General features: G+C 44.6%; 10 protein-coding genes. 4 read left to right on the plus strand and 6 right to left on the minus strand.

Annotated elements, in window-relative coordinates; all coding sequences use genetic code 11:
• Positions 1-470: 470 nt before the first annotated feature.
• Positions 471-2,195: a sensor histidine kinase gene (locus CYLST_RS16560; RefSeq protein WP_015208876.1), complete on the minus strand. Its 1,725-nt coding sequence runs from the start codon at positions 2,193-2,195 to the stop codon at positions 471-473.
• A gap of 880 nt (positions 2,196-3,075) precedes the next feature.
• Between CYLST_RS16560 and CYLST_RS16565 the strand changes: the two genes are divergently transcribed.
• The gene (locus CYLST_RS16565) at positions 3,076-3,513 is read left to right on the plus strand and encodes a CAAD domain-containing protein (protein ID WP_015208877.1); all 438 of its coding nucleotides are present in this window, start codon (positions 3,076-3,078) and stop codon (positions 3,511-3,513) included.
• Positions 3,514-3,614: 101 nt separating this feature from the next.
• Here CYLST_RS16565 and CYLST_RS16570 read toward each other — a convergent pair whose 3' ends face one another.
• From CYLST_RS16570 to petH, 3 genes are all read right to left on the minus strand, one after another.
• The gene (locus CYLST_RS16570) at positions 3,615-4,733 is read right to left on the minus strand and encodes an S-layer homology domain-containing protein (RefSeq protein ID WP_015208878.1); all 1,119 of its coding nucleotides are present in this window, start codon (positions 4,731-4,733) and stop codon (positions 3,615-3,617) included.
• Between the two features lie 69 nt (positions 4,734-4,802).
• Complete coding sequence (locus CYLST_RS16575; RefSeq protein WP_085960783.1) at positions 4,803-6,200, minus strand: homoserine dehydrogenase; 1,398 nt, start codon at positions 6,198-6,200, stop codon at positions 4,803-4,805.
• A 118-nt stretch (positions 6,201-6,318) separates the two neighbouring features.
• Positions 6,319-7,752 carry a ferredoxin--NADP reductase gene (gene petH, locus CYLST_RS16580; RefSeq protein WP_015208880.1) on the minus strand — a complete coding sequence of 478 codons (1,434 nt, stop codon included), beginning with the start codon at positions 7,750-7,752 and terminating at the stop codon, positions 6,319-6,321.
• 1,260 nt (positions 7,753-9,012) lie between these two features.
• Here petH and CYLST_RS16585 point away from each other — a divergent pair.
• Together CYLST_RS16585 and metK are read left to right on the plus strand one after the other, a co-directional pair.
• On the plus strand, positions 9,013-10,017 hold the full coding sequence (locus tag CYLST_RS16585) for a phosphoribulokinase (protein ID WP_015208881.1): 1,005 nt from the start codon (positions 9,013-9,015) through the stop codon (positions 10,015-10,017).
• Positions 10,018-10,273: 256 nt separating this feature from the next.
• Positions 10,274-11,548, plus strand: coding sequence for a methionine adenosyltransferase (metK, locus tag CYLST_RS16590; protein ID WP_015208882.1), 1,275 nt, complete (start codon positions 10,274-10,276; stop codon positions 11,546-11,548).
• A gap of 244 nt (positions 11,549-11,792) precedes the next feature.
• Here metK and CYLST_RS16595 read toward each other — a convergent pair whose 3' ends face one another.
• Together CYLST_RS16595 and CYLST_RS16600 are read right to left on the minus strand one after the other, a co-directional pair.
• Positions 11,793-12,248 (minus strand): pentapeptide repeat-containing protein, encoded by a 456-nt coding sequence (locus CYLST_RS16595; protein ID WP_015208883.1) that lies wholly within the window; start codon positions 12,246-12,248, stop codon positions 11,793-11,795.
• 272 nt (positions 12,249-12,520) lie between these two features.
• A complete protein-coding gene (locus CYLST_RS16600; protein ID WP_015208884.1) occupies positions 12,521-13,384 on the minus strand; it encodes an alpha/beta fold hydrolase in 864 nt (287 codons plus the stop codon).
• A gap of 115 nt (positions 13,385-13,499) precedes the next feature.
• Between CYLST_RS16600 and CYLST_RS16605 the strand changes: the two genes are divergently transcribed.
• Positions 13,500-13,928, plus strand: coding sequence for a C6orf136 family protein (locus tag CYLST_RS16605; protein ID WP_015208885.1), 429 nt, complete (start codon positions 13,500-13,502; stop codon positions 13,926-13,928).
• Positions 13,929-14,319: the final 391 nt, after the last annotated feature.

Raw genomic sequence — 14,319 nt, forward strand, 5'->3', positions numbered from 1 at the left:
TTGAGCAATTTAAGGTGTTGTGTAAGAGTGAGGATGTTTTTTCTATTGTGGCAAAATTTGGGGCTGTTTGAGTCTGGTAAGGATTATATTTTATATTAGATAGCTTGAGGAATAGATTATAATCAAATAATGCAATCATTTGTTGGGTTGAACGAAGTAAAACCTAACCTACAAAAATGCTTAACTGAACTGTATTAGATTTATAACTATTTCCCGTTGCCTACAATACCGTAGAGACACAGCATTGCTGTGTCTCGTGTGATATTCAAATGAAAAGTCTTATAAATCAGATTTAAAGCCTTTCCGCGCACTTATACCAATTTCCCATAAGGTTGAAACAAATCAGATCCCCCCAACTCACGCCAGTTTGCTCAAGTCGGGAAACCCGCCCACGCAACTGGCTCCCATTAAAAAAGCGGGCTAAGATAAATCATATGTATCAAGCTTTAAGAAAAATGGTATTACCGCAATCATTCTTGCACAGTCAGCGGTAAGCGCACGGTAAAAGTAGAACCAACTCCAGGCTGACTTTTGACAATAATCTCACCACCCATCATCTGACAAAAGTGGCGGCTAATTGCTAACCCTAATCCAGTACCGCCATATTTTTTTGTAGTTGAGTTATCCCCTTGTGTAAAAGGTTGAAATAACTGCTGCTGTTGACTGGGAGACATACCAATACCTGTGTCGTTAACGGTAAAAGTAATGATGCCAAAAGGAGTATTTCTGAGTAAATCTTGCTTTTCACTTTTAACTGTGAGTGTCACAATGCCGTTGGTGGTAAATTTGGCAGCGTTGCTGAGTAAGTTTAACAATACCTGTCGCATCCTCGTTTGATCAGCGTACATCATGCCAAGTTGGCGATCGCAATTTACTTCCAAGACATTGCCATTTTTCTCAATCGCTGACTTGACTGTGAGAACAACATTATTAATCAACGTGCCGATTTCAAACGTCTCCGGGTAGAGGGTAATTTTCCCAGCTTCAATTTTCGACAAGTCGAGGATGTCATTAATCAGTTCTAAAAGATGTCTACCAGCAGAGTTGATCGTTTCCAGGTCAGTGATAAAATCTTCTGATAAACCTAAATCGGTAGCATCATCTTGCAGCAGTTGGCTCAAACCAATGACAGCATTCAACGGTGTCCGTAACTCGTGGCTGACATTGGCCAAAAATCGGCTTTTGGCCTTGCTAGCAGCTTCAGCTAATTCTTTAGCTTGTTGTAATTCTTTTGTTCGCTGAGATACCCGCTCAATTAACCGATTCAGTGATTTTGCGAGTAAGCCAATTTCATCTTCGGTGGTGACGGGAGCTCGCAAATCAAAATTAGATTTTCTCGCCACCTGTTCAGCTACTTGAGTAACAGTGATCACTGGTTCTGCGATCGCGCGACTTGTACGCCAAGCCACGATTGCGGCGATCGCCACCGACACCAGCATACTCATGATCACAATGCATCTCTCAACTATTTTAGCCTGCTCTACATCTCTTTGCCTTCCCTGCTCTTGCTCTTGGGCAGTTCGCAGGATGTTGGCCAATTTTTCCGAAAGCTGATCTAGCTGCATGGCAGTTTGACCACGCATAATTTTTAGCAACTGCTCTCGAGCGGCGGAAATCTGCTGTGGCTGCACATTTTGAGATTCAATTTGCTGCAAGATAGTTTCTATTTGATCAATGTAGGATTTTAAATTAGTGGCGTAATCCTGCAATAAAGTCTGTAAAGTGATGCTAGTTGCAGCTAGTGTCTGAGGCTTACTGTCTATAAATCCGGTAATTTTCTGCTCTAATTTCTTAGCTTTGTTAACACTTTGGAGAAATTTAGTTTTTGTAATTAACAGTTGGGGTCTATCCTCCAATACTGCAACCAAGTTAGAGCTATGTAATTGTGCCCCGACTACCGCATCTTTATAATTAATCAGTAGTTGCCCTTGCTCATTGGCTTGATTTAATTGCCTAATTTCTCTCCCCCGGTAGTAGTTGGCAAGCACCAATCCAGTAAGTGAACCGAAAAAGCCAATGCCAATTGCCACAAAATATCCATAGCCAATTTTTTGATGGATGCGCCAAGAACTAGCTTTGAGTTTCCGGCGTGAGGGAAATTCTATAGTTGGGAGTTCGTCTGTCGATGGCTCTTCGGCTGGCACTTGTTTGCTTTCTGAACTACTGTCAACAGGGGTTGGCTTTTGAGAAGGCATTCCTCAATTATCTTTGCCTTCCCGCAAAAATCACCAAATCAGTCTAGCCTATACAATCACTTCAAATATGATTAATATTTACATTATCTGGTTTGATAATAAAAGCAAATACTTATTTGCTATGTAAATGATACTATATTATGGTTGACCGGTCTTAAGATCAACGACCGAAGCTCAGTTTTGGTTGAACGGTATAGCCTTACTCTAGCCTACTACTTCACACAATTGACTCCTCCTGGCATCAACTTATGACCGACGACGCGGATTTAAACCAGGTTGCCAAAAGAGATTAATGATTTTTCCGGCACGCTGCCATTGCTCCGATCACTGCCACCTGTGTAGATGGTGTAGAAATTCTGCCTGGATTGGCGAACGGAGAGCAAATAGCAGATAAATTTTTTTAAAGTCTAGTCTGTGTAAGCCCATAAAAACTTATCACGTATTCAGATCGAGACGAATAAGTTGATTGACGAACGCGGCTTAAGATAGCTTTAATATCAGATCAAATCGGCGTTTAGACCTGTATAAATGAAAGGTGGACTGATTTTGCCATGATTTCTGCTTCGATGAGTCAGATTACGAGCAAATGAGACTGCATAGGATAATCGCAACCTGAGGATTGCAGTTGATTCAAAAAACGGAAATCAGAAAGCTGATTTTAATCTACCCTGTCGCCTTCTGACTTCTATCGTCCTACTGACTTTCTACCTTGTAGTTGATGCAGTAGCGGTGACGGGGCAACTATGGTTAGAGGACACTACAATCCTTTGTACCCTAAACCCAGTTGTGCTGATGCAAGAGTGCATTGCCGTATCAACTGCCTTGTGGTTGTAATTGTCCGGATTAGAGAAACTCAACTGTCTAAATTATGGGAGTGAAAATGCAAGAACCGGAATTCGTGGAAACCAAGTCACAAGAGGCAACAGTGCCAGAGATCAACAGCCAAACAGGAACGATCACCAAACTCCAACCTCCCGTACAGCCTCAAGAGCAATGGCTAAAGTACGGTGAACAAGTTTCTGAATTTTTAGGCACGTTGCCCGAATATGTGGGAAGCTTCTTTAATCAATACAAGCAGCCTCTAGTCAGCCTTGGTTTAGTTCTGACAGCAATTGTTACAGTCAAGGTACTTTTGGCGGTATTGGATGCTTTGAATGATCTTCCTTTGGTAGCGCCTACCTTTGAGTTGATTGGTATTGGTTACTCTGCCTGGTTTGTTTACCGCTATTTACTCAAGGCCTCGACTAGGCAAGAGTTAACTAGTGAAATTACAACCCTCAAATCACAAGTTGTCGGTAAAGATATTCCAGAAGCTTAATATCTGAACTTTCGCTCCCCTGCGGATAGCCGAATGCCAGGCGTCTACGCTCCCCCGCAGGGGATTGACTATTTTTTCTCAAGGTTATTGAGGTGAGTTTCCTAGCGTTTGGGAAGTTGCTTCGTGTTTAAGGACAAGCTTGGCGAAGGCACAATGTTTTGCGACTTAATTTCTTCTAACCTCCCCATTCGCACTAAAGCTTGATGAATCATCGCCACTACCTCAGCGCGAGTCGCTGGTTTGTTGGGAGCAAGCATTTCTGGATTGGGATAGTTAACCACAAGACCGTTGGCTGTAGCTGCTGTGATCTTGCCAGTAGCGTATTGCGGAATATCTTTAGCATCTTGATAAATAAGTAAATTCTGCTTTGAAGCAGCGGGGACTTTCAGCTTCAACCCGCTGACAAGGGCAACTAAAACTTGCCCGCGCGAAATCTTTTGTTCTGGTTTGAAGGTGTTTTGAGGGTAACCTTTTAAAAAGCCGGTACTGATGGCTTGGTCAATGGCTGGAGTTGCCCAGAATTTTGTCGGCACATCTTTAAAAGCTATGGTGGACTTATCCAGTCCACTATCAAAGGCTTGTTGCAGAATGGCGGCGAACTCGGCACGGGTTACAGGCTGATTTGGTCTAAAAGTATAATCAGGGAAGCCTTTGATCAAACCACGGGAAGAAAGAACATCAATAAAACGCCGTCCCCAGAAATTATTGGGCACATCATTAAAGGCAATTGGCGGCGGAATAATTGACTTTTTCTCTGCCGGAGTTACTAAAGACAATGTTGGTGATGTCCCAGGAGTCGGTAACTCAATGGGGACTACCTTAATCGGTGGCAAGATGGGGGCAGGAGTCCCATTGTCAGTTGGCATTGTGTTGGGTTCAACAACAGCCGCAGGTGGTGGCGATGACAAGCTGTTGGAGTGGGAACCTACACTCTTGTTTATCTGGGGAAGAGGGGACGGCAATGCTTGATTTGATAGAATGCCAGGAGACGAAGTTGGGTTCGGCGTCAGCACTCCGGGGAAATGCCAACTAGAATCTCTGCGTCCAAGTGACCAAAATAGAATTCCGCCGATAGTGGCAAAGACAACCAGAATGGCGATAAATTCATCAAAGCCAAGGGCAGTTGTTGGCGATGACTGGCGATCGCCTTTGGCGGGGCGTAGCCGATCGCCTTTGGCGGGGCGTAGCCCATCGCGATCGCTAGGAGGTAAATTTGTCATCGTAATTCCCCGGAAATTAAGCCAAAAATGCACATTTTATCCTACTTTCTGGGAAACCCCAAAATCAAATTACAGCACCCGCAATAAGCTGGGAATGCTGTCTATTGCTTCCAGATTCCGAATTTCCGCCAGGGCCTGCCGAAAATCCCCTTCTTTGACATCATGGGTAACAACCACAATCTCTGCTAATTCTCCATGAACACCAGTTTGCACAACTGACTCTAAGCTAACGCCATGCTTGCCAAAGCAAGTACCCAGGTTGCCGATGACGCTGGGTTGGTCTTTAGTCAAGAAACGGGCATAAAATCGAGTTACGAGTTCTGCAATTGGGGCAATTTGAGCGTAATCATCATGCCCACAGGTTAATAGGGGGTTTGGGTTGGTTGTACTGGTTTTCAGGGTAGCAACGAGATTTAAGATATCTGATGATACAGCGCTGGCAGTTGCCCCCGCACCAGCACCGGGACCGAAAAACATTACCTGCCCAATGGGTTCCCCTTCCACAAGAATGGCATTATAAACGCCGTTAATGCTAGCTAATGGGTGGGCTTGGGGTACTAAGGTGGGATGAACTCTGACTGACAGCTGGGAGTGATCGTTAGTTTGGCGTTTGGCGATCGTCCGTGTCAGCCCCGACGGGTTCGTTGCGAACCCGTCCCCCGGTTCTGAAAGAACCGGGGCAACCTTCCCTCCGGGAAGGTTGGGGGCTAGGACGCGCTTTGCGATCGCTAATAATTTAATCACAAAGCCCAATTTTTCGGCATAAGCAATATCTGTTTTGCTAACTTGGCGAATTCCCTCGCAATAAACATCTTCTAGGTGGATGCGTCCACCAAAGGCTAAGGAGGCGAGGATGGCAATTTTATCGCCTGCGTCTAAGCCATCGACATCAGCAGTCGGGTCTGCTTCAGCGTAACCCAATCGTTGGGCATCTGCTAAAACATCGCTGAAGTTGCTACCTTCTGTTTGCATCCGCGTCAGGATGTAATTAGTTGTACCGTTAACGATGCCAGTCACGGCATGAATGCGGTTAACACTTAAAGACTGTTTCAGGGGTTGAATCACGGGAATACCACCACCAACGGCGGCTTCTAACATGACGTATACCCCGGCTTGATTGGCAGCTGTAAAGATTTCTGCACCAAAACGGGCGATCGCCGCTTTATTGGCGGTAACTACGTGCTTACCATTGCTGATGGCTTTGAGAATTAGCGATCGCGCTGGTTCTAGTCCACCCATCACCTCAACCACTATATCCACCGCTGGATCGTTGACGATCGCTTCTAAATCTGTAGTTAAAACGGACGGTGGCAATTCGACTGCACGGGGTCGATCTAGCGATCGCACTCCCACCCGATATATTTCTATCTCCTGCAACAACGGGTGACGCCCCTCCCGGTCTTGCAACAGTTGCACTGTGCCCGTCCCTACAGTACCTAACCCTAGTATTCCTAGTTTCACACCCACAGATTTTGCACCCAAGTTCACCAATAACAATTGTAGGCGGAGCATCAGCCCCACCTACAGATTATCCTTTCTCAGTTGTCAGTTGCCCTAACTCAAGAAGCAATTACCAATGACTAACTTAGTATGTTTCTACGTGCCAGCGGCCAGCTTTCTTGAGATCCTTCTGGTAATCACTCCAGGTTACTCCTTCCTTCGCCGCAGCAGTTGTCAAAGCTGCGTCGATGCCTTCTTCCATACCCCGCAGACCGCAGATGTAAGTGTGGGTTTTTTCTTCTTTAATCAATTTCCACAGTTCATCTGCGTGTTCTGCCACGCGGTCTTGGATATACATTCTGCCACCTTGGGGATTTTTTTGTTCCCGGCTGATGGCAGCAGTGAGGCGGAAGTTTTCTGGATACTTCTGTTGGATTTCTTCCAGTTCTTCCTTATATAGGAGGTTTGGAGTTGTAGGCACACCAAAAATCAGCCAAGAGAATCCCTTGAACTGATATTCTGGGTTAGCTGCTTTTTCAGCATCATTAAACATCCGCCACAGGTAAGTCCGCATGGGAGCGATACCTGTTCCAGTTGCTAACATGATCACATTGGCTTCAGGATCGCTGGGTAACAGCATTTCCTTACCCACTGGCCCAGTGATTTTTACATCTGACCCTGGTGGGAGGAAACACAGGTGCGTAGAGCAAACACCGTAGACTGTTTCGCCAGTTTCCGGGTGCTTGTACTCCAACTGACGGACGCAAAGTGAGATTGTCTTGTCATCTACGTCATCGCCATGACGGGTTGAGGCGATGGAATACAGTCTGAGTTTTTCTGGTTTGCCATTCTTGTCCAAACCTGGCGGAATAATGCCGATACTTTGACCTTCAAGATACCTCAAATCCCCGCCAGAAATATCAAACTTGATGTGCTGAACAATACCAATCCCGCCTTCTTTGACTAACGGTTCGTTAGAAATTACCTTACCAATATACGGAGCGTTGGGACGGTAAATGTTAACAGGAACGTCAGCGTGAGCGTCTTTTTTAGCTTTCGCTTGAGTCATGGTGTTGCCTTTTTTATCCTTCTTCTTGAGCTGTTCTTCAGCTGGTTGTTTAGCGAAGCCTTTGACTTCACTATTAGCGTTCACAGGTGTGGCTTTACCATTCCCTTCACTGTTAGCAGTTTCCCCAGATATGGCTGACTCGCTGACTTCGTTGTTAGCCGTCGAGCCTGATATGGCTGACTCGCTGACTTCGCTGTTAGCAGTTTCCCCAGATATGGCTGACTCGCTGACTTCACTGTTAGCGTTCCCTAACGAGGCTTTACCATTGACTTGCTGTAGATCTGTTATGGGCTGAATACTAACAATTTTGCCGCCTAGGCGAGTGATACGTCGCATTTCTTGATTCATGCGGTTGTAAGGAACTCTGATGAACACACTGCCACTTTTACGAATTGGGTAGTTCGTTTGATCAGTTTCTTCGTTCTGACGCAGACCCACCACTTCGTAGACGAACATGCGGCTACCTAATTCTGTGTTGGCAGCACCTTCAACAGCACCTTGATTGTACATTCGTTCTACCACTCCGATATTTACTTAACCGTTTATCAAAAAAAAACTATTCCCATCCCATGCCAGCTTTAGTTTACCGGATTTTCGTTTCACAAAACTGGCACCGGGGAAAACGGCATCATAAATATAATGCCCTGCTAAGTAAACTCGCCCAAGACATGCAGGCATAGCAAAAAACACACCTGTTCACCTTCTAAGGTAGAAGATAAGTCTTTGAGAGAATGTTAATAATGAGTCAATTTAATCTTTATTTTCGTTAACTACCAATCCAGTTAAGGCGATCGCGCCAGCGGGTGCGTAGGTTGCCGAAAGGGTACGCAACAGCAGCATCTAGAGGATCAAAGTTTTGATTAGCAAAAACCACCACTCCAGGACCGCAGCCAATAACTAGCCCTGGGCTTGCCAATTCTGGGCATTGACAATTTCCTGAGCGCCAATCCTGGAAGTTTTTCTCCCGATTGGTTCTTCACTGCCACAAAATTCATCTCAAAACTCTACCCGCAGGGTGAGCGTGAGGCTTGTTTTGGACTTAGCTAACGTTACCAGTCACCAAGAATGCTGTTGGCTGCATTTTTTAAATCCCGATCATGGCTAACTCCATGACTCGAGTAACCACAGCTAATAACACGACATAGCGGGAAACATCGTATCATCAGTTTTACTTGCTGTGAAAAATCTGTCAACCTCTGCCAGTACCTTGCTATAGCCCTTACACTTCTATTTGGGCAGATCCAGAGGTTTACTGTTAATAGCTTTTCGGATGTTGGTTACTGGCTCAACCATTCAATCTCTAGAATCTTGCTTTGAATATCTTGATCCCCCAAGTAAATTTTATGGACACTAAAATATTTGCCGCCAAAAAAAATCTACCTTATGGCCTTGATTATATAGAGTGACTTTCCCTGTAGACGAGTAGGCTAAACTACTTATGGGCGGTGATGATGGGCCTTTGAAAATTAACAACTAAATCATCAAGATTATTGGGGAACCACTCTCATCTTTATGAGGGCGAATCTTGTTATAGAATACCCCCTTCTGTTAAAATCTAATATACCACTAGGATTAAATACTTACCAGCAGCTAATTCAGGCTAGTCCGACGAAATAACAACTATTTTGTTGTGTATGCGTCGGATGCGTAATAGGCTTGTTGGGTAGCAAGAACGCAGGATCATACCATTGGGTTAAATTCCTGGCTTCAAAATCTGCTGTGTGAAAAATTATTGATTGACACATCTTTTTTAGTATTTAGAGGAGATTTATGACCATTAAGCCGGAACGCGTGGTACTGATTGGAGTAGCTGGAGACTCTGGATGCGGTAAATCTACTTTTTTGCGTCGTTTGATAGATTTGTTTGGTGAAGATTTAATGACAGTTATCTGTTTAGATGACTATCATTGCCTGGATCGCAAACAGCGCAAAGAAACTGGGATAACCGCACTAGACCCTAGGGCGAACAACTTTGACCTGATGTATGAGCAAATCAAAGCGCTTAAGGAAGGTCAAGGGATTGATAAGCCGATTTACAACCACGAAACCGGCTTGCTCGATCCGCCAGAGCGGGTGGAGCCGAACCACATTATAGTGGTTGAGGGGCTGCATCCGTTATATGATGAGCGGGTGCGATCGCTAATCGATTTCAGCGTTTATTTCGACATTAGCGATGAAGTCAAAATCGCCTGGAAAATCCAGCGAGATATGGCTGAAAGGGGACATCGCTACGAAGATGTCTTAGCTCAAATCAATTCCCGTAAACCTGACTTTGAAAAGTTTATCGAACCACAAAGAGAATTTGCCGATGTGGTTCTCCAAGTGTTACCCACAAACTTGATCAAAAACGACACAGAGCGCAAAGTTTTGCGGGTACGTATGCTCCAGCGGGAAGGTAAGGAAGGCTTTGATCCAACCTACCTCTTTGATGAAGGATCAACAATTCAGTGGACTCCCTGCGGACGTAAACTCACTTGTTCCTATCCTGGTATGCAACTGTATTACGGCTCAGATGTTTACTACGGACGCTACGTCTCTGTATTAGAAGTAGATGGTCAATTTGACGATCTGGAAGAAGTAATTTACATCGAAACCCATCTCAGCAAGACATCCACCAAGTATCAAGGTGAGATGACTCACTTGCTACTCCAGCACCGTGAGTATCCAGGTTCCAATAATGGTACCGGTTTGTTCCAAGTGCTGACAGGTTTGAAAATGCGTGCTGCTTATGAGCAGTTGACGGCTAAGGAAGCAAAACTGGCGGTTCAAGTTTAACGCAGTAGTGTTAGTGTCAAAGCTTACGGGGATGCTTTTGGGTGTCCCCTCTTTTTTGCAACCAAATAAAATTTCCTATCACTAGCCTAAATATGATCTCTGTTAGAGATACTAAAGCTATAGTTAGCGGTTTCTCTCCAGATCAGAAGACACTAATTAATCTATGTGTCAATATTGTTATGATTTCAGAAATTAGTAGCTGAAACTAAATACCCATGTTTAGTCAGTGAAAACACTATAAAAGGAGGAATGTCCTTTGTCCCGTCGCTATTTATTCACCTCCGAGTCAGTCACCGAAGGTCATCCAGATAAAATCTGCGATCAGATTTCTGATACCATTCTCGATACCTTACTGGCACAAGACCCCAGCAGCCGCGTTGCTGCTGAAGTAGTTGTTAATACTGGTTTAGTGCTAATTACGGGTGAAATTACCACCAAAGCCAATGTGAATTACGTCCATCTCGCCCGCAAGAAAATCGCGGAAATTGGCTATACCAATGCCGATAACGGATTTTCTGCCAACAGCGCTAGCGTTCTGGTAGCTTTGGATGAACAATCACCTGACATTGCCCAGGGTGTGAACACCGCCCAAGAAACCCGCGCCGAAGATAGTGAACAACTATTCGATAAAATCGGTGCAGGTGACCAAGGGATCATGTTTGGCTTTGCCTGCAACGAAACACCAGAACTGATGCCCTTACCCATCAGTCTCGCCCACCGCATTGCGCGTCGACTAGCCGCAGTTCGCAAAACAGGTGATTTACCATACTTGCGCCCTGATGGCAAAACCCAAGTCACCGTAGCCTACGAAGATGGACGCCCTGTAGGCATTGATACAATCTTGATTTCTACCCAACACGCAGCCGACATTGGGGAAATTACCGATGAGGCAGCGGTGCAAGCCAAGATTAAACAAGACCTCTGGTCAGCGGTGGTCGAACCTGTTTTTGAAGACATTGACATTAAGCCGAATCAGGAAACACGTTTTTTAGTGAATCCCACCGGCAAATTTGTCATTGGTGGACCCCAAGGTGACTCTGGTCTCACAGGACGGAAAATTATTGTGGATACCTACGGTGGCTATTCACGACATGGCGGCGGCGCTTTCTCAGGTAAAGACCCCACCAAGGTAGACCGTTCTGCTGCTTACGCTGCTCGCTATGTGGCGAAAAATATTATCGCTGCTGGGTTGGCAGAAAAAGTTGAAATCCAGCTATCTTATGCTATCGGTGTAGCGCGACCAACCAGCATTTTGGTAGATACCTTTGGTACTGGCAAAGTGGATGAAGAAATCTTGCTGGAATTAATCAAACAGAACTTTGAACTGCGTCCAGCGGGAATTATCCATGCCTTCGATTTACGCAACCTACCAAGTACACGAGGCGGACGTTTTTATCAGGACGTCGCGGCTTACGGTCATTTTGGCAGGACTGATTTAGACTTACCTTGGGAGCGCACTGATAAAGCAGATGTGCTGAAGCAAGCAGTCAACCAGACACTGTCGGCAGTGGCTGCTCAGGCGTTAAGTTAAAGTTATCAGCTACTGGCAAAACCTAGCCTGTTTATTTTCAGGTTATAGACGATTTCATTCGTTGCCTATAACCTGATTTCTACAGTTAATAGTAAATAAAATAAAACCCTCAACCTTGAGAATAGGGAAACTACTATCAAGCGGAGGGGTTTAACTTTTATTAATAATTTTCTAGGGTTACCGGGTAACTATAACCCGCAATCGCCGACGATGCTTAATTTTAACTGGACTGATTAAGGACTGCCTAATCCCAATCAGGCATTTCTCCATCTTCTCCACCAATACCGATTCCGGTGTTAAATATCCCAGCATCAGTGAGGTTGAGATCATCCATTGATGCCTTATACACATTGGAATCGTGAATCGTCGCGCGGGTAAAATTTACCCCGTTGAGATTGGCTTTCTTTAAATTCACATTAGTTACATAAGCTGATGTTAAGTTAGCACCCGCTAAGTTGGCATCAGTTAGGTCAGCACCTTCGAGGTTAGCGTATGTTAGGTTAGCGCCTTTGAGATTTGCACCTCGCAAGTCAGCACCAATTAAATGAGCACCACTGAGGTTGACTCCTGATAGATTGCACCGAGTACATTCCCCAGTTGACAACAACTTTTGTAAGTCCTGATTGTTCTCAGCTTTAACTGAGCCGATCAAAAATAGGGGAGTTACTAAGGCTATAGCAGCTAATAGCTTGAGTTTCATATTTTTCCCCCTTGGTAATGAATTAGCATCCGTTCTTTCCCTCACTATTCCATTATCTCACTAAATTGCTTGAGAATGGTAATGCACTACACCGGATGGAAGGAACATTTCTCAGCTTGGGTGATAATGCCGGGAATGCTATTGAGTCTGTTTTTGCGCTATAGCTGACTGATGAAAACTGCACGATTTTCTCAGTTAAGCCTAATGTTAAATATTTTTAAGCAATTGCACTACCTTAAGTATTTCCTCCTATCAAGTGCCTAGGCTTTAACTTAAACCGAGAGAAATTCCCGCATATACTGTGTGACTAACTCAGGCTGTTCTTGCTGCACCCAATGGCCAGAATTGGCAATATACTTAATTTGGAAGTCTCGGACGTAGGCGGCAGTGCCGTAAGTAAGTTCCTTGCCGAGTGCAGCATCCTTTTCGCCCCAAATCAATAGGGTGGGCACTTCTAGGACACTCCAAGTTTTCTTTGGTGTTGGCGACTGAAAAATGTTGCGGTAATAGTTCAACATGGCTGTGAGGGCACCACGTTTGCCTGCGGCATCTTTATAGGCGTCAATGTCTGCTGGGGTAAAAGCGCTTTTATTAACTGCTGTACCTTGAATAGCATTGGCAATTGGGGCATAGTCGGCAGCTTGTAGAAGTAATTCTGGTAGCAACGGTAGTTGAAATAGGAAGATATAGCTGCTGCGTAGCAGTTGTTGGGGAGTGCGTAAGCCTTCGGCGAATTTGGCTGGATGGGGGAGGTTGAGAATAATTAGTTTTTCTACCATGTCGGGATGGGCGTAGGCAAAATTCCAAGCGATCGCACCGCCCCAGTCATGTCCAACTAAAATACAGGTTTCGTATCCTAGCCCTTGAATTATTCCTTGAACGTCTTTGATTGATTCAGCCATTACATAAGCTGATTGTTCTTTTGGCTTATGACTATCGTTGTAGCCGCGTAAATCAAGAGCGACGACTTGAAAATTTTTGGCAAATTCTGGTATTTGATGCCGCCAAGAGTACCAAAATTCAGGGAACCCATGCAACATCAGCATTAATGGACCTTCTCCTTGGGTGACGTAATGCAGTTTTACGCCGTTGGTTGTGATGTATGCGTGTGTCCAAGATGTTTCGATGACAGACATATCTTTTATCTTTTCCAGAGGAGAATCTAACTGTTGTTAAAATAAATTATGGCTGGTTTGTCTGGTCAAGGCATCTGTTAAAAGATAGGCTAATAATGGCAATATATTCAAGAATATGAAATCACAATTGCAGGTGGAACAGGTAATTCATGTTCTCAAACAAGATTTACCAACTCTTTTTGAGCAAGATATTTCTTATGATATCTATTCAAAGGATATCTTTTTTCAAGATCCGGTGAATAAGTTTAAATATAAGTTTAACTATCGCATTATATTTTGGACTTTGCGTTTTCATGCACGGCTGTTTTTTACGCAAATTTTCTTTGATGTCCATGAGGTATCTCAGTCAGCGGCAGATACGATTTTAGCGAAGTGGACTGTGCGGGGTGTTTTGCGTGTTCCCTGGAAGGCGCGGTTGTTTTTTAATGGTTACTCGACTTATAAGTTTAATTCGGATAATTTGATATATGAGCATGTTGATGTTTGGGATAGGAAACCGGGGGAGATTTTAGCTCAGTTTTGGCAAAGGGGGGATGATATTTAGTTATCTGCGGTTTCTGATTTTGGCGTTTGTGTTGGGGGTGGGTGAGAAACGAACCGCAGAGGCGCAGAGGACGCAGAGAGAAATTCATCTAATCGGTTATTTCTGATTTTGGCGTTTGTGTCGGGGTGGGTAAGGAACGAACCGCCAAGACGCCAAGACCGCCAAGAGAAGATCAGTTATTTCTGATTTTGGCGTTTGTGTTGGGGGTGGGTGAGAAACGAACCGCGAAGGACGCAAAGAGCGCGAAGGAAGAGGGGAAGAAGGGGGAAAAGGGGCGATGCTTACAGTTGAGAATGAGCAATTTTTAGAGGTTGTGGAAGAATTACTCTCTCTTTCTAGTCTGACTTCGGAATTGGTTGAGTCAATGTTTTTTATCTCACGCAAAGGCACT

The organism is Cylindrospermum stagnale PCC 7417 (assembly GCF_000317535.1).
Lineage (GTDB): Bacteria > Cyanobacteriota > Cyanobacteriia > Cyanobacteriales > Nostocaceae > Cylindrospermum > Cylindrospermum stagnale.